Genomic DNA, 20941 nt, shown 5'->3' with positions numbered 1-20941 from the left:
GCCCGGCCGCACCCGCGGGGAGCGCGGGAGCGGAGCGGCGCACGCGTCGCGGCGGCACCACACGGCGGCACCAGGCACTGCGGAGGTACGGATGCTGCGGACGGACCCGCAAGGCCACGGCCCGGTCCGGTTCGGGCCCCCGCTCCCGGACGACGGGCTGCCGGTCCTGCCGGAGCTGTCCGCCGTGCTCTCGGCCGCCGCGGCCCGCGGCGGCCACGAACCGGTCGGCGGCGGCCCCGCCCTGCGGGGGGCCGCCTGCGGTTACTGGGACCGGCGCGGACTGCACTGCGATCCCGGCCGCGTCGCCGCCGCCCCCGGCGCCCCGACCCTGCTGCTCGCCCTGACCGCCGCTCTCGGGGGCGACGTCCTGGTGCCCCGGCCCTGCGCCGCCTGGTGGGCCCCGTACGCCCGGCTGCTGGGCCGTCCCGCCTTCCACGTGCCCACCCCGCCGGAGAGCGGCGGCGTCCCCGATCCCTACGCGCTGCTGGAGACCGTGCGCCGGGTCCGGGCCGAGGGCGGCGACCCGCGGCTGCTCGTGCTGTCCGTCGCCGACGACCCCACGGCCGGTGTCGCCCCTCCCGAGCTGCTGCACGAGACCGTGGAAGCCGCCCGAAGCGAGGGCCTGCACCTGGTGAGCGACGAGACGTGGCGCGACACGCTGCACGACCCGCACGGCACGGTGCTGCTCAGCCCCGCCGAGATGCTGCCGGACCGGGTCACGGTCGTCAGCGACCTGGCCGGCGCGCTGCTCCCGCCCGGCTGGCCGGCCGCCGTCGCCCGCTTCCCGGCCGGGGAGGGGGGCGAGGGCCTGAAGGCGCGCGTGCTCGACGTCCTCACCGCGCTCGACGCCCGGGTCGCCGCCCCGGTCGCCTCGGCCGCCGCGTACGCCCTGTCCGAGCCGGGGCCCGTCACCGAGCGCGTCGCCGCCAGCGTGCGCCTGCACGCACGCCTGGCCGCCGCCGCGCACTCCGCCGTCGTCGCGGCGGGCGCCCTGGCCCGGCCCCCACGGGCCGGACGCCACCTGTACGTCGACCTCGCCCCACTGCGCGACGCGCTGAGCACGCGCGGCGTCGGCGACGCCCAGGAGCTGGAGGACTTCCTCACCGACCGCCTCGGCATGCCCGCCCCGGGCGGGCACCGCTTCGGCGACGACCTCCAGGCCCCGCGGGTGCGGCTGTGCACCGGCCCGCTGCTCACCGGCTCCGACGCCGAGCGCGCGGAATGCCTCACCACCCCCACGCCGTTGGAACTGCCGCACGTGCAACGCGCGTTGATCCAACTGAAGTCGGTCTTCGACGACCTCCGCGACGACGCTCAGCGATGGGAGCCTCCGCGATGACGCAGCAGTCCGAGTCGACCACGAGCACGGCCACGCCGGGGGAGGATGCCCCGGCCCTCCCTTCGCCACTCGCACCGCCCGGCCCGCCCCTGGCCGAACCCCGGCCGCTCGCCGAGCGCAGAGTGTGGCCGCGCACCTTCCACGACCGGCTGACCACCCCGCTCCCCGGCCTCAAGGCCATGGCCCGCTTCGCCCGCGAGGGCGCCGTACGGCCCGGCCCCGAGGGCCTCGCGGACATCCCCCGGCTGCCCTACGCGCCGGCCCCGCTGCCCCGCGTCGACGCCCGCACCGTCGGCGTCACCTGGGCGGGACACGCCAGTTGGGTCGTGCGGATCGGCGGCCTGACGGTCCTCACCGACCCGGTCTGGTCCCGCCGCATCCTGGGCACCCCGGCCCGCATCACCCCCGTGGGCGTGCTTTGGGAGGACCTGCCCCGGGTCGACGCCGTCGTCATCAGCCACAACCACTACGACCACCTCGACGCGCCCACGCTGCGCCGACTGCCGCGCGACACCCCGGTGTTCGTCCCGGCCGGGCTCGCCCGCTGGTTCCACCGCCGCCGGTTCACGCGCGTCACGGAGCTGGACTGGTGGGAGGCCGCCGAACTGGACGGCGTCCGCTTCGACTTCGTGCCGTCCCACCACTGGTCCAAGCGCACCCTGACCGACACCTGCCACAGCCTGTGGGGCGGCTGGGTCCTCACCGACCGGGACGGCCGGCGCGTGTACTTCGCGGGCGACACGGGCTACGGCCACTGGTTCTCCCGTATCGGCAGCCGCTACCCGGGCATCGACCTCGCGCTCCTGCCCATCGGCGCCTACGACCCGCGCTGGTGGCTCAGCGACGTGCACTGCGACCCGGAGGAGGCGGTCCGGGCCGCGCAGGACCTCGGCGCGGCCCGGATGGCGCCCATGCACTGGGGCACGTTCGTCCTGTCCGCCGAACCGGTCCTGGAGCCGCTCACCCGCGTGCGCGCCGCCTGGGAGAAGACGGGCCTGCCCCGCGAGAACCTGTGGGACCTGCCGGTGGGCGCGTCAAGAATCCTGTAACACCCCGGACTTCCGGCCGGGCGCGGGGGACTGCCCGGCCCCCGACACGACCCGCACCCGGAAGATCGGAGCGCCCGCCACCCGCTACCGCGCCCGCCGCACCCGCCGCACCAGACCCGGCACCACGCTGAGCAGCAGCGTGAGCCCGATCGCCGCCACGACGCCCTCCCACGGCTCGGCGAACAGCGACCCGCCCAGGATCCCGATCAACTGGTACGTCACCGCCCAGGCCAGACACGCCGGGAGGTTCCCCCGGGAGAACCTGCGCAGGGGCCACTTGGCGAGCAGGCAGGCCAGCATCACCGGTATGCGGCCGGCCGGCACCAGCCGCGACAGCACCAGCACGGCGACGCCGTGCGAGGCCAGCTTCTCCTGCGCCTGCTCCAGCCGGTCCTCCGGTGCCCGTCTGCGGATCCCCTCCAGCCACCGCGAGCCGTTCTTGGAGGCCAGTCCGCGCCGCCCCAGCCAGTACAGCGTCGCGTCTCCCAGGAACGCGGCCAGCGACGCCGTCACGAACACCATCGCCAGCGAGAACGGTGCCGTCCGGTGCAGGGCCACCACCGCCGCCGAACTCACCAGCGCTCCGGTCGGGATCACCGGCACCAGTGCTCCCGCCAGCACCAGGACGAAGAGGGTCGGGTACCCGATCGCCTGCTGCGTGGCCTCCGGCACCACGGACGCCGGTGTGACGGCCGACGCCGCGAGCAGGGACACCCCCGCCGTCCCGCTCACTGCGCGGCCTCCGGCCGCACGCTCTCCCCGTGCTCCAGCCGGTGCACCGCCACCCCGGGCGCGTGCCGCGCGGCCAGCCGCACGAACTCCTGCCCCGGCGTGTGGAACTCGTGGGGGCGCACGGCGTCCAGGCCGATCGGCCAGTACGTGCCGTAGTGCACCGGTACGGCACTGCGCGGCGCGAGCCGGGCCAGCGCCTGGGCCGCCCGGCCGGCGTCCAGGTGGCCCTCGCCCAGGTACGGCCCCCAGCCGCCCACCGGCAGCAGCGCCACGTCGACCGGTCCGACCTCCTTCGCCATCTCCTCGAACAGGCCCGTGTCCCCGGCGAAGTAGGTCCTGGCCTCGCCGGATATGACGTAGCCGAGGGCGGGGGAGCGGTGCGGCCCGAACGGCAGCCGCCGCCCGTCGTGACGTGCCGGCACCGCCCGTACGACGAGGTCGCCGACCCGTGTCTCGTCCCCGGGCGCCACCTCGCTCACCCGCAGGTGCGTGAGCCGGCGCAGACCGGGCACGGCCCGGCGCGCGCCCCGGGGCACGAGCAGGCGCGTGCCGGGCTCCAGGCGCATCAGGGACGGCACGTGCAGGTGGTCGGCGTGCAGGTGGGAGACCAGGGCCACGTCGGCGCGGTGGGCGGCGGGGGGCGGCAGGGCCCCGCGCCGACGCCGCAGGTGCGCGAGCCGGCGCGCGAACAACGGGTCGGTGAGCACCCGTACGTTCGAGTCCTCCACCGTGCAGGTGGCGTGACCCCACCAGGTGATCTCCACCGGCACTTCTTTGCCTCCTTCGCGCGACTCCCCGAAGCCTACGTGCAGGAGTAGGGTCGGCGGCGAAACCGGAGGTGAGGGGGGACGCCATGGGGCCGGTCCGGGTGACGGCGATCGCGAGTCTGACGCCGCTGGAGGAGCTGGACGAGGATCCCTTCCTCGTCGACTCCCGCAGCCAGCACGCGATGTGCGCCCGCTGGGCCGCCGAGCGGGGTTACGTGGTCAGCCGGGAGTTACTCGTGCGCGGGCTGCGGCCCGACCACGGCGCCCTGTGGGACGGCGTCCGGCCCGGTCACGACGTGTTCGTGGCGCCCAGCCGGCGGGTCCTGGAGAGCGCGCTCGCCTCGGTCGAGGAGTTCACCGCCGAGTGCGCGCGCCGCGGGGTGCGCGTCGAGACGGTGGGCCACGCGGAACCGGCGTACGACGCGGAGATGAAGGCGTGCGTGCACCGCCGCCTGTCGATGCCGACGGCCGGCTACGACGGCCGCTGAGCGTCGGACCCGCCGTCCGCCCCCGTCGCCGTCCACCCGGCCGGTCCTGCGGCCGGCCCGTCGTGCGGCCGGCACATCGTGCTCGCGCGACGGCTGCCGCCGTGCGTGCGTGCCGCCGGGACGGGGAAGGCGAGCGGCCTCGACCGCAGGCGGAAGGGGGAGACGGACGGGCCCCCGCGTGCGTTGGGACACTGTGAGCAGGAAGCCCGCGGGACGGGCCGGGACGTGAGGTGGCTGAGGGGTGCGGGGCGTGCGGTGGCGGCGAGCCGCCAGTCAGGTCGGGCGGAGCGTCGCCGTGTGGGCGGTCTCCACCGTCACCATGCTCGTGCTCGCCGGGATCCTGCCCGACTTCCGGCTCCGCTCCGAGGACGGGGACAGCGCCACCGACATCGCCGTCACGGCCGCCTTCGGCGCGGGCGCCTTCGGTCTGCTGTCGGCCCTGGTGTGGCCGCTGCTCGTCCGGCTGCTGCTCCTCGTCCCGGCGCTGGTGCTCGGCCTGCTGGTGTTCTTCCTCAACGGCGCCCTGCTGCTGCTCGCCCTCAACCTCAACCCGGCCGAGCGCGGGGCCGCCGCTCCGGAGACCGCCGTCGTGGTCGCCGCGGTGATGTCGGCCGTGGCGTCGGCGACCGGCGCCGCCCTCGCCGTACGCGACGACGACGCCTACCGCCGCCGGCTGTACCGCCTCTCCGACCGCCGCCGCCGCCGCTCCGGACCCCCCTGTCCGTCCACTCACGGCACGGTCTTCCTGCAGTTGGACGGCGTCGGCCACGACACCCTGCTGGACGCCGTCGGCAAGGGCCTGATGCCCACCGTCGCCCGCTGGATCGAGGACGGCGGCCACCGGCTCACCCCCTGGCGCACCGACTGGTCCAGCCAGACCGGCGCCAGCCAGCTCGGCATCCTGCACGGCAGCAACCACGACGTCCCGGCGTTCCGCTGGTACGAGAAGGACACCCGCGAGGTCGTCGTCTGCAACCGGCCCACCAGCGCGATCGAACTGCAGCGCCGCGCCGTGCGGCACGCGGGGCACGACGGGCTGCTCGCCGTGGACGGCGCCAGCCGGGGCAACCTGTTCAGCGGCGGAGCCGACGAGCAGGCCCTGGTCCTGTCCATCGCCGCCCGCCGCCGCAGCCGGGAGAACCGCTCCCGGGACGGCTACTTCGCCTACTTCTCCGATCCGGCCAACGCCGTGCGCACCGCCCTGTCCTTCATCGCCGAGGTGGGCCGGGAGATCGGCCAGTCCACCCGGGCCCGCCTGAGCAAGCAGCGCCCCCGCGTCTCCCGCGGGGGCCTCTACCCGCTGGTGCGGGCCTTCGCGACCGTCGTCGAACGGGACGTCGTGGTCGCCGCGGTGACCGGCGACATGCTGGCCGGCCGCACCGCCGTCTACGCCGACCTCGTGGCCTACGACGAGGTCGCCCACCACTCCGGTCCCGCGAGCCGCGACGCGCAGAAGGTCCTCGAACGGCTCGACCGCTGCCTCGCCCTGATCGAGAACGTCGCCGAACACGCCCCGCGCCCCTACCGGATCGTGGTGCTGTCCGACCACGGCCAGAGCCCCGGCGAGACGTTCCGCTCCCGCTACGGCCTCACCCTGGGCGATCTGGTCCGGGCCGGCTGCGGGATGCCCGTGCCGCGCAGGGCGGAGCGCACCCGCAGCGGGGCGGAGGCCCGGGCCGCCGTCCGCGCCGCCCTGCGCATCCCCGTGGAGGAGGGAGGCGAGCGGCACCGCCCCGAGCGCCGGGAGGAGCCGATCGTGCTGGCCTCCGGCAACCTCGGCCTGATCTCCTTCCCGGACGTGCCGCACCGGCTGAGCAAGGAGGAGATCGACGCCCGCCACCCGGCGCTGCTGCCGACCCTCGCCAACCATCCCGGCATCGGCTTCCTGCTGGTGCGCAGCGAGGAGCACGGCGCGGTCGTCCTCGGCGCCTTCGGTGCCGAGATCCCGCTCGCCGACCTGGACGACAACCCCGGGCCGCTGGCGCCGTTCGGCCCGGGCGCCGCCGACGCGGTGCGCCGGACGGACTCCTTCCCGCACACCGCCGACATCATGGTCAACTCCTTCCACGATCCGGCCGACGGCGAAGTCCTCGCGTTCGAGGAGCAGATCGGCTCCCACGGAGGGCTCGGCGGTGCCCAGGGCAGGCCGTTCCTGCTGTCGCCCACCGCCCTGTCGGCGCCGGTGCGGGAAGGGGAGGCGCTCGTCGGCGCCGAGCAGGTGCACCGGGTCCTGCGCCGCTGGCTGCGCGAGTCGAACGGGCCGCAGGTGCCGGTGGAGGCCGGCGAGGAGGAGCACGCAGCCTGAGATCCGGCTGCGCGGGTGCCGATCCTTCCCGAGGCCGGTGCGGGACGTGCGCGTACACCGCGAACGCGCCTGCCTCGTGCCGCCGGGCGCGCGGCTGCCGTTCCACCCCAGGGGTCCGGTCTTCCGCGTCAGTTGAGGCGTGATGTGATCGGATGGGGGACACAGGACCCGTCGGACGGGCCCCCACGCGACTGTCGTACGCGAAAGGAAGAACTCGTGGCTACCACGCGCTCCGCACACACGGTCTGGGAAGGCAACCTGCTGGAGGGGAAGGGTGTCGTCACCTTCGACTCCTCCGGCGCCATCGGCGAGCAGCCGGTCACGTGGGCCTCCCGCGCCGAAGAGGCGAACGGGAAGACCAGCCCCGAGGAGCTGATCGCCGCCGCCCACTCCAGCTGCTTCTCCATGGCCTTCTCCAACATCCTGAACAAGGCCGGGACGCCGCCCACCAAGCTGGTGACCTCGGCCGACGTCTCCTTCCAGCCGGGGGAGGGCATCACCGGCATCCACCTCACCGTCGAGGGCACCGTCCCCGGCATCGACGAGGAGGCCTTCCTGGCCGCCGCCGAGGAGGCCAAGACCGGCTGCCCCGTGAGCCAGGCGCTGAAGGCGACGCCCATCACGCTGTCCGCCAAGCTGGCCTGAGCACGTCCGGCCCTCGACGCGCGGGACCGCCCGGCCGGGCGGTCCCGCGCGTCGCGCCGTCCGTGACCTCCCGCGGCCGTCCGCCACCCCACGCGGCATTGACAACAGCGCACTCAAGTTTTGTGCTGGAAAGTGTGCGGGGCGCCCTGACGGAAGGGGACAGCGATGGGACGGGCGGTCGGGATCGACCTCGGAACGACGAACTCGGTGGTCGCCGTGCTGGAGGGCGGCGAACCCACCGTCATCGCCAACGCGGAGGGGGCCAGGACCACCCCCTCGGTCGTGGCGTTCGCCAAGAACGGCGAGGTGCTGGTCGGCGAGGTCGCCAAGCGGCAGGCCGTGACGAACGTGGAGCGCACGGCGCGGTCGGTGAAACGGCACATGGGGGACGCCGCCTGGCGCTTCCCGGAGCAGGGCGACGTCGACGGCACCCGCTACCGCGCGCAGGAGCTGTCGGCACGGGTCCTGCAGAAACTGAAGCGGGACGCGGAGTCCTACCTCGGCGAGGACGTCACCGACGCGGTGATCACGGTCCCCGCGTACTTCGACGACACCCAGCGCCAGGCGACCAAGGAGGCCGGGGAGATCGCGGGCCTGAACGTCCTGCGCATCATCAACGAGCCGACCGCCGCGGCCCTCGCCTACGGCCTGGACAAGGACAACGACCAGACGGTCCTGGTCTTCGACCTCGGAGGCGGCACCTTCGACGTGTCGCTCCTGGAGATGGGCGAGGGCGTCATCGAGGTCAAGGCCACCAACGGTGACACCCGCCTCGGCGGCGACGACTGGGACCAGCGGATCGTCGAGTACCTCGTCACACGCTTCCAGGGGCAGTACGGCGTCGACCTCGCCCGGGACAAGATGGCCCGGCAGCGGCTGCGCGAGGGCGCCGAGAGGGCCAAGATCGAGTTGTCCAGCTCCACCGAGACGACGATCAACCTGCCCTACATCACGGCCTCGGCCGAGGGGCCCCTGCACCTCGAAGAGAAGCTGACCCGGGCCCAGTTCCAGGAGCTCACGGCCGACCTGCTGGACCGCTGCAGGGCCCCGTTCCACCAGGCGGTCCGGGACGCGGGCGTGCAGCTCTCGGCGATCGACCACGTGATCCTCGTCGGCGGCTCGACCCGCATGCCCGCCGTGACCGACCTCGTGAAGGAACTGACCGGCAAGGAACCGCACAAGGGCGTCAACCCCGACGAGGTCGTGGCCCTGGGCGCCGCGCTCCAGGCGGGCGTCATCCGCGGCGACGTCAAGGACGTGCTGCTGCTCGACGTCACCCCGCTGTCCCTGGGCATCGAGACCAAGGGCGGCATCATGACCAAGCTCATCGAGCGCAACACCACGATCCCCACGCGGCGTTCGGAGATCTTCACCACGGCCGCCGACAACCAGCCCTCGGTCGGCATCCAGGTCTACCAGGGGGAACGGGAGATCGCCGCGTACAACAAGAAGCTCGGCGTCTTCGACCTCACCGGCCTGCCCCCGGCCCCGCGCGGCGTCCCGCAGATCGAGGTCGCCTTCGACATCGACGCCAACGGCATCATGCACGTCTCCGCCAAGGACCTGGCGACCGGCCGGGAGCAGAAGATGACCGTCACCGGCGGCTCGGCCCTGCCCAAGGACGACATCGACCGCATGATGCGCGAGGCCGAGCAGTACGCGCAGCAGGACCGCGAGCGCCGGGAGGCCGCCGAGACCCGCAACCAGGCCGAGCAACTCGTTCACCAGACCGAGAAGTTCCTCCGCGACAACGCCGACAAGGTCCCGGCCGACACCAGGTCCGAGGTCGAGTCGGCCGTCCGGGAGGTGAAGGAACGGCTCGAGCAGCAGGCGGACACCCCCACCCTGCGCGCCGGCGTCGAGAAGCTCGCCACGGCCGGCCAGAAACTGGGACAGGCCCTCTACGCCCAGGCCCAGCAGCCTCCGACGGACCACCCCACCGCCACCTCCCGGGACGAGGACGGCGTGGTGGACGCGGAAATCGTCGACGAGGACCGACGGGACGGCAGGGAGGGCCCGGCCTGAGGGGCCGCCGTGCCCGGCCGGAGCCGTCCCGTCGTCACGGCCGGGGCAGGCGGACCCCGCGCCCGGCGGTGACGGCGGGCGGCAGCGTCGCGCACACCGCGTCCAGGACCGAGGCGTAGGGGGTGCCGAAGGACGTCAGGCCCGTGCGGAGGGATTCGAGGCCGTCGCGGTGGTCCGTGAGCGGCTGCGTCGTGCCCGTGCGGGCCGCGAGCTCCAGGACCGCCGGCAGGAAGTCCGGGGGCTCCTCGCCGGTGGTCCGCAGGCCGTGGGCGCGGTAGAGGTCCTCGGACGGCGCGGGGGCCGCCTCGCGCCAGACGCTCAGGTACAGGCTGTGGTCGCGGTGGCCGGACTCGAAGACCTCGACGTAGTGCGCGGCGAGCTCCCGCTGCGGGGTGACGGCCGCGTGGTCGGCGAACACCCGCAACTGCGGCGCGGCTTCACGCAGCAGGGGCAGCCGGGTGCGGAAGCCGTCGTCGGGGTACATCAGGCACAGCGCCGCCGCCTGGTACAGCACCTCGAATCCGGGCATCGGACCTCCTTCGCGTGCTCCCCGTCCCCCCGACGCTAGGGGCGGCCCGCCGCACCCACCCCCCGACGGGGCCCGTACGGGTCAGGGCCCGCTCCGGGACGCCTCGGCTCGGTACGCGTCGCGGTACTCCCGCAGCAGCTCCTCCGTGCGCCGCGTGGAACCGGCCCGGGCCGTCATGTGGTCCAGGACCTCCAGGTGCGCGGAGACCTCCTTGCGCGAGTCGAGGTACAGCGCGCCGGTCAGGTACTCCGTGAAGACCATGTCCGGCAGCTCCGGCTCGGCGAAGCGGAAGAGGGAGAACGGCGCGTACGTCCCGGGGTGCGGACCGTCCCGGAACTCGGCGATCTGCAACGTGACCCGGTCCCGGGCGGCGTACTCCAGCAGTTTGTCCAGCTGCTCGCGCATCACCCCGCCGTCGGCGCTCACCGGCCGCCGCAGCACCGTCTCGTCCATGATCACCCACAGGTGCGGGGGATCCGGCTGCTCCAGCAGCCGCTGCCGCTCCAGGCGCAGCGACACGTGCCGCTCCACGGCCTCCGGCCCGGCGTTGGCGATGGTCCCGGTCTCCAGCACGGCCCGCGCGTACCCTTCGGTCTGCAGCAGCCCGGGCACGAAATGCGGCTCGTACGAACGGATGATGCGGGCCGCGCCCTCCAGGCTCACGTACAGGCTGAACCACTCCGGCAGCACGTCGTGGAACCGCTGCCACCAGCCGGGCCGGTTCGCCTCCTCGGCGAGGTCCACGAACGCGGTCACCTCGTCCTCGGCGACCCCGTACGCGGTCAGCAGGATCTGCACGTACGGGATCTTCAGCGCCACGTCGGCGGTCTCCATGCGCCGGACCGTCGCCGGGGCGACGCGCAGCACGCGCGCGGCCTCCTCCCGGCTCAGTCCCGCGGCCTCACGCAGTTCCTGCAGCCGCTTGCCCAGCACCACCTGGCCCACGGTGGGTGCGGCCCGCCGTTCGCTCACGCCACGCCTCCCCAACGTGCCCGGTCCGCGATCAGTCTGTCACGCCGGACGCGGGGTCTCACAGAGCCGCAGACGGAGGAGATCGACACGGCCGGTCCGGCGGCCGGGCATGACCTCGCGGGTAATCGACCCGGTCCGGCCGGTCCGGGATCGTCGTACGTACCGCGTTCCGGGCCGGCGCACTCCGGCCCGGGACGCGGCCCAGCCGCACCACGACCCGACGGAGGGTGATGCCCCATGTCCGCGATCCAGCTCGCCGCGCTCGCCCGGACCGGTGAGCCGCAGTCCGTGCTGCGCCGCTTCCTGGCCCTGGACGCCGTGGTGACCGGCGCCAACGCCCTCGCCTACCTGGCGTTCCCCGGTCCGCTGGGACGGTTCCTCGGCGTCGGCTCCGGCCTGCTGCTCGGCGTCGGCGCCTTCCTCGCCCTCTACACGGCCGCAGTGGCCCTGCTGGCCGGGCGCCGACGGCCGCCCGCGCCCGCGGTGCGGGCCGTCGTGGAGGGCAACCTCGCCTGGACGGTGCTCAGCCTGGTGGCCCTGGCGCTGTGGCTGTCGCCGAGCGGCGCGGGCGCCGCGTGGACGGTGCTCCAGGCCGGGGCCGTCGCCGGGTTCGCCGCCCTCCAGCACATCGCACTGAAAGCCCGTCAGGAAATCAAGCGCTGAAGGTACTTGACCGTCGCCGGGTCGGCCGGGAGCAGCGTTTCGATGGCCAGCTCGGCGACGGTCACGTCCATCGGGGTGTTGAACGTGGAGATCGAGGAGATGAACGACAGCGTCCGTCCCTCGTGCTCGATCCGCAACGGCAGCGCGAAGTAGGGCACCGGCTCCGCCGCCTCCTCGGCCGGATCCTCCGCCGGTACGGGGTACGCCGACACCTCCTCGTACAGGGCCCGCAGCGGTGCGGAGCGGTGCAGCGCGATCTGCCGCTGCATCTGCTCCAGCAGGTGGCCGCGCCAGGCCCGCAGGTTGCGGATGCGCGGGGCCAGTCCCGCGGGGTGCAGTGCGAGCCGCATCGCGTTCAGCGGCGGCTCCAGCAGGGTGGCGGAGACCCCGTCGACCAGTGCCATGACCCCCCGGTTGGCGGCGACCACGTCGTACCGCGCGTCCACCACCAGCGCCGGATACGGTTCGTAGCCGCCGATGAGCTGCTCGATGCCGGCGCGCAGCGCGCCCAGCGCCGGGTCGTCCAGCGGCGTCTCCGGGTAGCGGGGGGCGTAACCGGCCGCCAGCAGCAGGGCGTTGCGCTCCCGTACGGGGATGTCGAGGTGCTCGGCCAGCCGCAGCACCATGTCCTCGCTCGGCCGGGAGCGGCCCGTCTCGACGAAACTGATGTGCCGGGCCGAGGAGTCCGCGCGCAGAGCCAGCTCCAGCTGGCTCACCCGGCGCTGCTCCCGCCAGGCCCGCAGCAGCGGCCCCACGCCCTGCCCGGCGGTGGACGCGTGAGTGGTCATGCCGCCGACCGTAGCCGAGAACCGGCCGGACCGGACAGGCACACCGTCCGACCAGGGACGCGGGCGTCCCGCTGTGGCAGGCTGAGAGACGACCGGTACGCCGCAGCCAGGGGAAGGAGCCCAGCCCATGCCCGTCGAACCGCTGTCGCAGAAGGAGATCGAGGACCGGCTGGCCGAGCTGCCGGGCTGGTCGCTCGACGGCGACCGCATCCGCCGCTCCTACCGTCTGGCCTCGCACACCGCCGCGACGGCCATGGTCGTGCACATCGCCCAGGTGCAGGAGGAACTCGACCACCACTCCGACCTGACGCTGGGCTACGACACCGTGTCCCTGTCCGTGCACACGCACTGCGCCGGCGGCGCCGTCACCGAGAAGGACGTCGAGCTCGCCCGCAAGGTGGAGGACCTGGCGCCCGCGCACGGAGCACACTGACCGCGTGCTGGACTACGACAAGGAAGCCGAACGCTACGACGCCTCCCGCGGTGGCGAACCCCGGGCGGCCGCCGCCGCGCAGGCCGTGCTGGGCCTCCTGCCGCCGGACGTGCGGGGCCTGCTGGACGTCGCCTGCGGCACCGGCATCGTGACCCGCCGGCTCGCGGCCGGCCGCGCGGACCTGCGCGTGACCGGCGTCGACCTCGCCTCCGCCATGGCGCGGCGGGCCGCCGCCCGGCTCCCGGGCTCGGTCGTCCGCGCCGACAGCCGCCGTCTGCCGTTCAGGGACGGGGAGTTCGACGCCGTGTGCAGCATCTGGCTGTTGCACCTGGTCGACGGGCCCGCCGATCTGCGTGCCGTCGTCGGCGAGTGCGCCCGGGTGCTGCGGCCCGGCGGGGTCTACATCACGACCGTGGACAAGGCCGCCTCCCACAACGTGGGCAGTGACATCGATGTCGTCCTGGCGGACCGTCCCCCCGGCCCGGTCCGGGACGCGGCCGCGGACGTCGCGTCCTGCGCCGCCGCCCACGGTCTCGTGCCGGCGGGGCGGGCCCGCTTCACCGGCCACGGGCAGGGCCGCAGCCCCCGGCGCACCGTCGCCGACCTGCGCCGGGGCTGGTTCGTCACCCTGCCGCCCGGCGGCCCCCTCGCCGAGGACTTCGCGGCGCGGCTGGCCCGGCTGCCTGACCAGGACCGGCCGCGCCCCGACCCGGTGTTCACCCTGTGCGCGTTCCGGAAGGCCGGGTGAAGTCCGTGACCCGGCCGGTCAGTCAGGTCTCCCCGCCGTCGGCACGGAAGCCCCGCTCCCGGCGGGCCGCGCTCGCGCAGACGTCCGACCGGACCTCACGCACGCGGACGTCCTCGCCGCCGTACCGGTCGCATCGTGGAACACGCCGCGTCCGCCCTCGAAGCGGCCGAGGACGGACGGGCGAGGGCCGGGCGGCTCCCGGGTGGGGGAGCCGCCCGGCCGGGGTGGCCCCGCGTCAGGTGCGGGGCCGCGTACGCGGGGCCTCGGACGCGCCCGTCTCACCTGGGCGGCGTCTGGCGGGGGCTATTCGAGAAGCTCCGCGTACGCGCCCATGGCCAGGGCGATGTCCGCCTGGGCCCAGAACCGGTGGTAGGTGAACGACGGCACCGCGCCGCCCGCGAGGTAAGTCTCGATCTTCGACCACGCGGGGTCGTCCTCGTAGAAGGAGCGGATCGAGTCGAACGTGGACGACGAGTTGATCGGGTCACCGTTGGGCATCGTGCCCGTCCAGCCGCTCGGGATGTGCACCGGGTCGTCGAACCGGTTGTAGTCGGCCCGGCTCTCCGGGACGGCGATCCCCAGCGCGTCCTGGTGGTTGTCCCACATCCCGTCCAGCAGCTTCTTCGCGGCCGCCGCGGCCTCGGTGTCACCCGAGCGGTCGGCGTAGTACGTCAGCGTCTTGGCGTACGCGGCCGCCACCCCGACGTCGTTGGTGTAGTCCACCACGCTGACGTGCAGCCCGCCGTTGGAGCCGGGATTCGACGCGTTCCAGGTGTCGGGCTGGCCCGACCACTGCAGCGTCGACGGGATGCGGAAGGTGCCGTCCGGGTTGAACGTGGTCTTGGACAGCGCCCAGTCGACCCACTTGTCGAGGACCCTCTTGGCCCGTGCGTTCCCCGTCTGCTGGTACAGCTCGGCGACCCGCTCCATGGACCACGCCTGGAAACCGAACCACTGGTTGGACGGCGGGTCGTGGTACACCGGCTTCTCGTCGTAGTACATGCCGTAGAACGTCGACTTCCCGGCGGGCGGGGTCGCGTACCGGCCCGCCCAGCTGTTGGTCGCGCCGCCCGCGATGGCGCCCTCGTTCGACTGCAGCCACTGGTAGAACTCCAGCTGCCGGTCCAGGGACTTGGCCCAGTCCGCCGCGCCCGTCGCCGACTTCGGCCTCAGCGGCGCGTAGTTGGCGAGCGCGTGCGCCGCCAGCGGGTTCTGGTAGCCGCCGTGGGCGTGGCTGGAGCCGATGCGCCAGGCCCAGCCGGCGCTGGTGTCGGTGGCGCCGCCCCAGGCGTAGTACCAGGACATCAGGTACATCGAGGCGTCCTTGCCGGTGCCCGCCGGGCAGGTCGACGGTCCGACGCAGTTGCCGATCTTCTTGAAGTACTTGTCGAACATGGAGTAGCGCAGGTAGTCGCCCATCTTGGCCGCCTTGGCGACCGTCGCGGAAACCTGCCCGCCCTTGCCCTGCTCCTTCGCCCACAGGTCCGCCCAGTAGGCGGCCTGCACGGCCCGGGCGTCGGCGTCCGGCGCGTTGGTGAACTTCCACTGCTTGGCGTAGGAGGCGTCACCGGTGAACAGGTCCAGATAGCCGTTCTTGCCGCCGTACTTGAAGGCGTCGCAGGTCGGCTGCGGCACCGTCTCCCACACCGACTCCTGCGCGCCGCGCTGGAAGGTGTTGATGTACGACGGGCCGGTGTCCGACGGGCCGGCCTCGCACTTGCCGGGCGCGTTGCCGAAGCCGTAGACGTTGTCGACGTCCTGCAGCCAGTGCATGCCGTAGACGTCGTCCGTGCCGTACGCGCTCTTCAGCTCGGCCGCGATCGGGTCCGGGCCCACCGAGACGCCGGAGTCGAGCTTGGCCGGGTACTCGTTCGGCGTGTCCAGCTCCGGCGCGTAGGTCGCCGGCTTGGAGGGGTTGTAGAAGGAGTTGGTCGGCTGGTCGGCGCGGGTGGGGATCATGTACTTCTCCATGAGGTCCCACGCGCCGTTGAACTTCGACCAGTCGCCGGTCACCTTGCCGTACATGGCCTGGAGCCACAGCAGGTAGCTGTACGCCTCCGAGGTGGTCTCATGGCCGTGGTCCGGCGCCTCCACGATCAGCGTCTCGACCGAGTGGTACGGGATGCCCTCGGGGGAGAAGTAGCCGTTCGCGGGGTTGGTGATCTTGCCGTAGAGGTCCAGGAAGCGGGCCTCGTACGTCTTCGTCGCGGCCAGTTGCGTCACCGTGACGGAGGCCTTGGCGTGGCCCGCGGCCGTCGACTCGAACACGGCCGACCCGGATCCCGAGTCGGCGGCGCTGACCGTCACCTTCTGCGCGGTGTTCCAGTTCTGCGGCGTGAAGGTGAGCGAGGCACCGCCCGTGACGGACAGGTTCGCGTTGCCGCTCGCCCGGGCCGAGGTCACCGTGACGCTGGAGGCCGGCTGCTTGGACAGCTTCACCTCGTACGTGCCCGACTTGCCGGACTGCACGCCCAGTTGGAGCGGTGAGGCGACGACGGCCGGACCGGAGGCGACGGTGATGCCGACCGGGGTGGAACTGGCCGAGGCGCCCATGCTGTCGTACGCCTTCGCCACCAGGGAATGGCTGCCCACGGTCAAGCTGGAGACCGAGAGTGCGTAGGGCGCGCTGGTGTCCGTGCCCAGCAGCGTGGTGTCGTCGTAGAACTCGACCTTGTCGATCGTGGCGTCGTCGGCGGCGGCGGCCGTGGCGGCCAGGGGGACCGCCTCGCCTTGGCTGTATACCGCGCCGGCGGCCGGGCTGGTCAGCACGGTGATCGGCGGCTGGTGGGCGCCGGTGCAGGGGGTGCCGTTGACCGAGAAGGTGGACGGGGCGGTGTTGGTGCCGCTGTAGGAGAACTGGGCGCCGGTGGAGACGGCCGCTCCGGCGGCGACCCGGGCGTTGTGCGGGGCGTTGCGCACGGTGATGTTCTGCCCGGACTGCGACCAGGTGCCGTTCCACCCGTTGCCCAGCCTCTGGTTGCCGGAGTACGCGTACGTCAGCGTCCAGCCGTCGATGGCGTCCGTGCCGTGGTTGGTGAGCGTCAGGTCCACGGTGAAGCCGGAGCCCCAGTCGTTCGCCTTGTAGTCGACGCTGCACCGAAGTGGCGCCGCCTGTGCGGGAGTCGATCCTGAGGAGAGCATCGTCAGCGGGAGGGCGAGAGCCGCGAGCGCGGCGGTCCACAGACGCCGCACCGCTCTCCGTCTCCGGGGTGGGGGATGCATGATGCCGGTTCCTCCTTGCGGCTCGGGGAGTCATGTCCTGAACCAGTGGGAGCGCTCCCATAGTGCGGACCCGTCAGGTACCGGTCAAGGTTGGCGAAGAGTCGAAAACATTCGACGAGCCGGACCAGGCAAGACGCGCGACGACGGGGAGCGGCGGCGGAGCCGGTTCGACGAAAGTCGGCAACTCCCCTGTCTTTCGTCGGTACTTGCCGCTACCTTCCATCACACCAGTGGGAGCGATTCCATCAGTCGGCACCCGTGTCACGGCGTGCCCGAGCTGCAAGGAGTCGCTCATGCGACACCCCCCGCGTTCAGTACTTCACACCACGGCCGGCGGCACCGCCCGGGCGTGGTGGCCGTCCGCCGCCCCGGAGCAGGGCCCTTAGGACGCCGAGCCGGTCCCGCACGCCCGTGCGCACCCCGCCACGGGTACACCCGCGCCCCCCGCACGATCCGGCATGTACTGCCCGGCGTCCGGACGCGGTCAGGGACACCGCACGCACTCATGGAACCGCGCGCACTCAGGGAAACCGCACGCACCCCACGGAAGAGGAACCCCCACTCATGAGCCGCACCAGAACCGCGTTACTCGCCGCCACGGCCCTGGTCGCCGGAGCGACCGGCACCGCCGTCGCCGTCGACCCGGGCGGCGCCGGCGCCGCCGCCGTCCCCTGCACGGTCGACTACACGATCCAGAACCAGTGGAGCACCGGCTTCACCGCCGCCGTCACCGTCACCAACAACAGCGCGGCCAAGTCGTCCTGGTCGCTGAAGTGGTCCTACGCCGGCGACCAGAAGGTCACCAGCGGCTGGAACGCCCGGATCAGCCAGAGCGGTGCCGCCGTCACCGCGGCCAACGAGAGCTACAACGGCCGACTGGCCACCGGCGGTTCGGTCAGCTTCGGCTTCCAGGGCAGTCACAGCGGCAGCAACGCGGTCCCCGCCACCTTCACCCTGGACGGCGTCACCTGCAACGTCGACGACGGGGGCTCCGGCGGCCCCACCGACCCGCCGGACCCGGGCGGCCCCTCGGGCCGGGTGAACAACCCGTACGAGGGCGCCAAGGCGTACGTCAACCCGGAATGGTCCGCCAAGGCCGCCGCCGAACCGGGTGGCAACCGCGTCGCCGACCAGCCCACCGGCGTCTGGCTGGACCGGATCGCCGCGATCAACGGCGCCGGCGGCAAGATGGGGCTGCGCGCCCACCTCGACGAGGCGCTGCGCCAGAAGGGCTCCGGCGAACTCGTCGTCCAGCTCGTCATCTACAACCTGCCCGGCCGGGACTGCTCCGCCCTCGCCTCCAACGGCGAGCTCAAGGCCGACGAGATCGGCCGCTACAAGACCGAGTACATCGACCCGATCAAGGCGATCCTCGCGGACCCCAAGTACGCCTCGCTGCGGATCGTCACCACGGTCGAGATCGACTCGCTGCCGAACCTCGTCACCAACACCGGCAGCCGCCCCACGGCCGTCCCGCAGTGCGACGTGATGAAGGCCAACGGCAACTACGTCAAGGGCGTCGGCTACGCGCTCAACAAGCTCGGCGACGTGCCGAACGTCTACAACTACGTCGACGCCGGCCACCACGGCTGGATCGGCTGGGACGACAACTTCGGCCCCTCCGCGGCCCTGTTCAAGGAGGCGGCGTCCGCCGAGGGCGCCACGGTGAACGACGTCCACGGCTTCATCACCAACACCGCCAACTACAGCGCCCTGAAGGAGGAGAACTTCTCCATCGGCGACACCGTGGCCGGCAAGTCCGTCCGCGAGTCGAAATGGGTCGACTGGAACCGCTACACCGACGAGCTGTCGTTCGCCCAGGCCTTCCGCAACCAGCTCGTCTCGGTGGGCTTCCCCTCCGGCATCGGCATGCTGATCGACACCTCCCGCAACGGCTGGGGCGGCAGCGCGCGGCCCGCCGGTCCCGGTCCGCAGTCCTCGGTCGACGCCTACGTGGACGGCGGCCGCTACGACCGCCGGATACACCTGGGCAACTGGTGCAACCAGGCCGGAGCCGGTCTCGGCGAGCGCCCGCGGGCCAACCCGGCCGCCGGGATCGACGCGTACGTGTGGATGAAGCCGCCGGGTGAGTCCGACGGGTCGAGCAAGGCCATCGACAACGACGAGGGCAAGGGCTTCGACCGCATGTGCGACCCGACCTACACGGGCAATCCGCGCAACAACAACAACATGTCCGGCGCCCTGCCGGACGCGCCCGTCTCCGGGCACTGGTTCTCCGCCCAGTTCCGGCAACTGATGCAGAACGCGTACCCGCCGCTGTCCTGACCTCCGGACGCCCGTCCGCACGGGTCCGCCGGGGCTTTCCGCCCCGGCGGACCGGTGCGGGTTCTTTGCGGGGACGGCAACATCGGTGGCTTTCTCGCGGTGCGTCGGCGCACGCTGGCCGCATCCGAGCGAGAGGCTGAGCACCATGGCGCACCGGCACGACCACCAGCACGAGGACGAGCACCCGCCCGGGCAGGGCCGTCACCACGGCCACACGGACGTGGACTGGGCCGAGATGGGCCCGTTGCTGGAGTCCTCGGCCGAACTGTTCGCGTCGCTCTACGAGCGGGCGCTGGGCTGGCTGGCGAAGGAGGTGACCGAACCGGGGCTGATCGTGGACGCGGGCAGCGGGCCGGGTGTCGTGGCGTGCCTGTTCGCGGAGACGTTCCCGGGCGCGCGGATCGTCGCCGTGGACGGCTCCGCGCCGCTGCTGGAGCGGGCCATGGCGCGGGCCGAGCGGCTCGGGGTCGCCGATCGCTTCAGCACGATCACCGGCGAACTGCCCGATGTGCTGGACGAGTTGGAGTACCCGGCGGATCTGCTCTGGGCGAGCCGCAGCCTGCACCACCTCGGCGATCAGCGGGCCGCGCTCGCCGCGTTCGCAGCCCGGCTGGCGCCCGGCGGCACGCTGGCCCTCATGGAGGGCGGGCTGCCCCCGCGGTTCCTGCCGCGCGACATCGGCATCGGCCGGCCCGGACTGCAGGCGCGGATCGACGCGGTGCGGGCCGAGTGGTTCACCCGCATGCGCACCGGCCTGCCCGGGCACGTGGCCGTGACGGAGGACTGGCCGGCCCTGCTGTCCGCCGCCGGCCTGAAGCACACCCGGACCCACAGCTTCCTGCTGGACCTGCCGGCCCCCGTGCCGGACCGGGCCCGGGCCTACGTCGTGGCTTCCCTTACGCACCTGCGCGACCAGCTCGCCGAGGGGCTCGACGCGGAGGACCTCGCGACCGTCGACCGTCTCCTCGACCCCGAGGACCGGGCGAGCCTGCACCGCCGTCCGGACGTGTTCGTCCTGGAGGCCCACACGGTTCACACGGCGGTCCGGCCGGGATAGCACCTCGTCCGGAACCGGGTCGGGCCTTGACTTCGAGAGCACTTCATCTGATGGACTCCCCGGCACCTGACCATCCGGTCCACACATCACAGGGGGAATCCATGTCCGCATCCCAGGTCGCGCTCATCACCGGTGGCGGCAGCGGTATCGGTGCCGCGGTGGCACGGCAGCTGCTCGACGCCGGGCACCGGGTCGCCGTCACCGGCCGGGGCGAGGAACGCCTGCGCGACTTCGCCGAGGAGCTGGGGCGGCCCGAGGGGCTGCTGACGCTCACCGGTGACACCGCCGTGTACGAGGACGTCCGGTCGGCCGTCGACACCACCCTGAAGGCGTTCGGCAGGCTGGACACGGTCGTCGCCAACGCCGGGTTCGCCACCCACGACACGGTCGCCGAGGGCGACCCGGCCGGCTGGAGCGACATGGTGCTGACCAACGTCCTCGGCCCGGCCCTGCTGATCCGGGCGTCGGTCGACGCGCTGAAGCAGACGCGCGGCCGGATCGTGCTCATCGGCAGCGTGGCCGGGTTCGTGCACAGCCCCGGCAACATCTACGGGGCGACCAAGTGGGCGGTGACGGGACTGGCGGAGAACACCCGGCGCCAGGTCACCGAGTGGGGCGTGGGCGTCACCCTCGTCGCACCCGGCCGGACGGAGACCCCCTTCTGGGACTCCTACGGCAGCCTCCCGCCCGGCCACCTCCTCACCGCCGGCCAGATCGCCGACTCGGTGGTCTGGGCGATCCGGCAGCCGGCCGGCGTCGACGTGAACACGGTCGTCGTACGGCCGCTGGGCCAGCCCGTCTGAGTCGGCCGGGCCGGCACCGCTCCGGGTGCGCGACGCGCGGCGCCCCGGTCCGCGAGCCCGAGGGCTTCGGGCCGGGGCGCCGCGCGTCGC

Annotated in this window: 18 protein-coding genes; 12 read left to right on the top strand and 6 right to left on the bottom strand. The window is 73.2% G+C overall.

Features of this window, described 5'->3' with window-relative positions:
• Positions 1-91: 91 nt before the first annotated feature.
• A complete protein-coding gene (locus Q5694_RS18235) occupies positions 92-1339 on the top strand; it encodes an aminotransferase class I/II-fold pyridoxal phosphate-dependent enzyme (RefSeq protein ID WP_333934187.1) in 1248 nt (415 codons plus the stop codon).
• Positions 1336-2388 (top strand): MBL fold metallo-hydrolase, encoded by a 1053-nt coding sequence (locus tag Q5694_RS18230; RefSeq protein ID WP_333934186.1) that lies wholly within the window; start codon positions 1336-1338, stop codon positions 2386-2388. Before Q5694_RS18235 ends, Q5694_RS18230 begins: the two co-directional genes overlap by 4 nt.
• Before the next feature lie 84 nt (positions 2389-2472).
• Here the strand turns inward: Q5694_RS18230 and Q5694_RS18225 are convergent, their stop codons facing one another.
• Both Q5694_RS18225 and Q5694_RS18220 read right to left on the bottom strand, forming a co-directional pair.
• On the bottom strand, positions 2473-3120 hold the full coding sequence (locus Q5694_RS18225) for a DedA family protein (RefSeq protein WP_443040897.1): 648 nt from the start codon (positions 3118-3120) through the stop codon (positions 2473-2475).
• A complete protein-coding gene (locus Q5694_RS18220) occupies positions 3117-3890 on the bottom strand; it encodes an MBL fold metallo-hydrolase (RefSeq protein WP_333934185.1) in 774 nt (257 codons plus the stop codon). Before Q5694_RS18220 ends, Q5694_RS18225 begins: the two co-directional genes overlap by 4 nt.
• Before the next feature lie 83 nt (positions 3891-3973).
• Between Q5694_RS18220 and Q5694_RS18215 the strand changes: the two genes are divergently transcribed.
• The 4 genes from Q5694_RS18215 (at position 3974) to dnaK (ending at position 9350) form a co-directional block, all read left to right on the top strand.
• The gene (locus Q5694_RS18215) at positions 3974-4375 is read left to right on the top strand and encodes a hypothetical protein (RefSeq protein WP_333934184.1); all 402 of its coding nucleotides are present in this window, start codon (positions 3974-3976) and stop codon (positions 4373-4375) included.
• A 241-nt stretch (positions 4376-4616) separates the two neighbouring features.
• Complete coding sequence (locus Q5694_RS18210) at positions 4617-6680, top strand: alkaline phosphatase family protein (RefSeq protein WP_333934183.1); 2064 nt, start codon at positions 4617-4619, stop codon at positions 6678-6680.
• 216 nt (positions 6681-6896) lie between these two features.
• Positions 6897-7325 (top strand): OsmC family peroxiredoxin, encoded by a 429-nt coding sequence (locus Q5694_RS18205; protein ID WP_333934182.1) that lies wholly within the window; start codon positions 6897-6899, stop codon positions 7323-7325.
• A gap of 165 nt (positions 7326-7490) precedes the next feature.
• Positions 7491-9350: a molecular chaperone DnaK gene (gene dnaK, locus Q5694_RS18200; RefSeq protein WP_333934181.1), complete on the top strand. Its 1860-nt coding sequence runs from the start codon at positions 7491-7493 to the stop codon at positions 9348-9350.
• Positions 9351-9384: 34 nt separating this feature from the next.
• Here the strand turns inward: dnaK and Q5694_RS18195 are convergent, their stop codons facing one another.
• Together Q5694_RS18195 and Q5694_RS18190 are read right to left on the bottom strand one after the other, a co-directional pair.
• On the bottom strand, positions 9385-9879 hold the full coding sequence (locus tag Q5694_RS18195; RefSeq protein WP_333934179.1) for a nitrate reductase molybdenum cofactor assembly chaperone: 495 nt from the start codon (positions 9877-9879) through the stop codon (positions 9385-9387).
• A gap of 81 nt (positions 9880-9960) precedes the next feature.
• Entirely contained in the window at positions 9961-10851 is an 891-nt protein-coding gene (locus Q5694_RS18190; protein ID WP_333934178.1) for a helix-turn-helix domain-containing protein, read from the bottom strand.
• Between the two features lie 237 nt (positions 10852-11088).
• Here Q5694_RS18190 and Q5694_RS18185 point away from each other — a divergent pair, with 237 nt between their 5' ends.
• Positions 11089-11514, top strand: a complete 426-nt coding sequence (locus Q5694_RS18185) for a hypothetical protein (protein ID WP_333934177.1) — start codon at positions 11089-11091, stop codon at positions 11512-11514.
• Here the strand turns inward: Q5694_RS18185 and Q5694_RS18180 are convergent.
• Positions 11496-12302 carry a helix-turn-helix domain-containing protein gene (locus Q5694_RS18180; protein ID WP_333934176.1) on the bottom strand — a complete coding sequence of 269 codons (807 nt, stop codon included), beginning with the start codon at positions 12300-12302 and terminating at the stop codon, positions 11496-11498. The two genes, Q5694_RS18185 and Q5694_RS18180, sit on opposite strands and share 19 nt — an antisense overlap.
• A gap of 127 nt (positions 12303-12429) precedes the next feature.
• Here Q5694_RS18180 and Q5694_RS18175 point away from each other — a divergent pair, with 127 nt between their 5' ends.
• Positions 12430-12735, top strand: a complete 306-nt coding sequence (locus Q5694_RS18175; protein WP_333934174.1) for a 4a-hydroxytetrahydrobiopterin dehydratase — start codon at positions 12430-12432, stop codon at positions 12733-12735.
• Positions 12736-12739: 4 nt separating this feature from the next.
• Positions 12740-13483, top strand: coding sequence for a class I SAM-dependent methyltransferase (locus tag Q5694_RS18170; RefSeq protein WP_333934173.1), 744 nt, complete (start codon positions 12740-12742; stop codon positions 13481-13483).
• Positions 13484-13786: 303 nt separating this feature from the next.
• On the opposite strand, the gene Q5694_RS18165 is transcribed toward Q5694_RS18170, so the two are convergent.
• The gene (locus tag Q5694_RS18165; RefSeq protein ID WP_333934172.1) at positions 13787-16705 is read right to left on the bottom strand and encodes a glycoside hydrolase family 48 protein; all 2919 of its coding nucleotides are present in this window, start codon (positions 16703-16705) and stop codon (positions 13787-13789) included.
• Between the two features lie 564 nt (positions 16706-17269).
• Here Q5694_RS18165 and Q5694_RS18160 point away from each other — a divergent pair.
• From Q5694_RS18160 to Q5694_RS18150, 3 genes are all read left to right on the top strand, one after another.
• The gene (locus Q5694_RS18160; RefSeq protein ID WP_333934170.1) at positions 17270-18991 is read left to right on the top strand and encodes a glycoside hydrolase family 6 protein; all 1722 of its coding nucleotides are present in this window, start codon (positions 17270-17272) and stop codon (positions 18989-18991) included.
• Positions 18992-19136: 145 nt separating this feature from the next.
• Positions 19137-20048 (top strand): class I SAM-dependent methyltransferase, encoded by a 912-nt coding sequence (locus Q5694_RS18155; RefSeq protein ID WP_333934169.1) that lies wholly within the window; start codon positions 19137-19139, stop codon positions 20046-20048.
• A 101-nt stretch (positions 20049-20149) separates the two neighbouring features.
• Positions 20150-20851, top strand: coding sequence for an SDR family oxidoreductase (locus Q5694_RS18150; protein WP_333934167.1), 702 nt, complete (start codon positions 20150-20152; stop codon positions 20849-20851).
• Positions 20852-20941 lie beyond the last annotated feature (90 nt).

Origin of the sequence: Streptomyces sp. AHA2 (genome assembly GCF_036857595.1) — a bacterium.
Classification (GTDB): domain Bacteria; phylum Actinomycetota; class Actinomycetes; order Streptomycetales; family Streptomycetaceae; genus Streptomyces.
Note: the sequence above shows the minus strand (reverse complement) of the source record. Positions and strands in the feature narration are given on the sequence as shown.

Bases quoted from the DNA above. Each gene is read 5' to 3' on its own strand.
- Q5694_RS18235 (WP_333934187.1), top strand. From the start codon at position 92: ATGCTGCGGACGGACCCGCAAGGCCACGGCCCGGTCCGGTTCGGGCCC.
- Q5694_RS18230 (WP_333934186.1), top strand. From the start codon at position 1,336: ATGACGCAGCAGTCCGAGTCGACCACGAGCACGGCCACGCCGGGGGAG.
- Q5694_RS18215 (WP_333934184.1), top strand. From the start codon at position 3,974: ATGGGGCCGGTCCGGGTGACGGCGATCGCGAGTCTGACGCCGCTGGAG.
- dnaK (WP_333934181.1), top strand. From the start codon at position 7,491: ATGGGACGGGCGGTCGGGATCGACCTCGGAACGACGAACTCGGTGGTC.
- Q5694_RS18195 (WP_333934179.1), bottom strand. From the start codon at position 9,879: ATGCCCGGATTCGAGGTGCTGTACCAGGCGGCGGCGCTGTGCCTGATG.
- Q5694_RS18185 (WP_333934177.1), top strand. From the start codon at position 11,089: ATGTCCGCGATCCAGCTCGCCGCGCTCGCCCGGACCGGTGAGCCGCAG.
- Q5694_RS18180 (WP_333934176.1), bottom strand. From the start codon at position 12,302: ATGACCACTCACGCGTCCACCGCCGGGCAGGGCGTGGGGCCGCTGCTG.
- Q5694_RS18175 (WP_333934174.1), top strand. From the start codon at position 12,430: ATGCCCGTCGAACCGCTGTCGCAGAAGGAGATCGAGGACCGGCTGGCC.
- Q5694_RS18165 (WP_333934172.1), bottom strand. From the start codon at position 16,705: ATGCATCCCCCACCCCGGAGACGGAGAGCGGTGCGGCGTCTGTGGACC.
- Q5694_RS18160 (WP_333934170.1), top strand. From the start codon at position 17,270: ATGAGCCGCACCAGAACCGCGTTACTCGCCGCCACGGCCCTGGTCGCC.
- Q5694_RS18155 (WP_333934169.1), top strand. From the start codon at position 19,137: ATGGCGCACCGGCACGACCACCAGCACGAGGACGAGCACCCGCCCGGG.
- Q5694_RS18150 (WP_333934167.1), top strand. From the start codon at position 20,150: ATGTCCGCATCCCAGGTCGCGCTCATCACCGGTGGCGGCAGCGGTATC.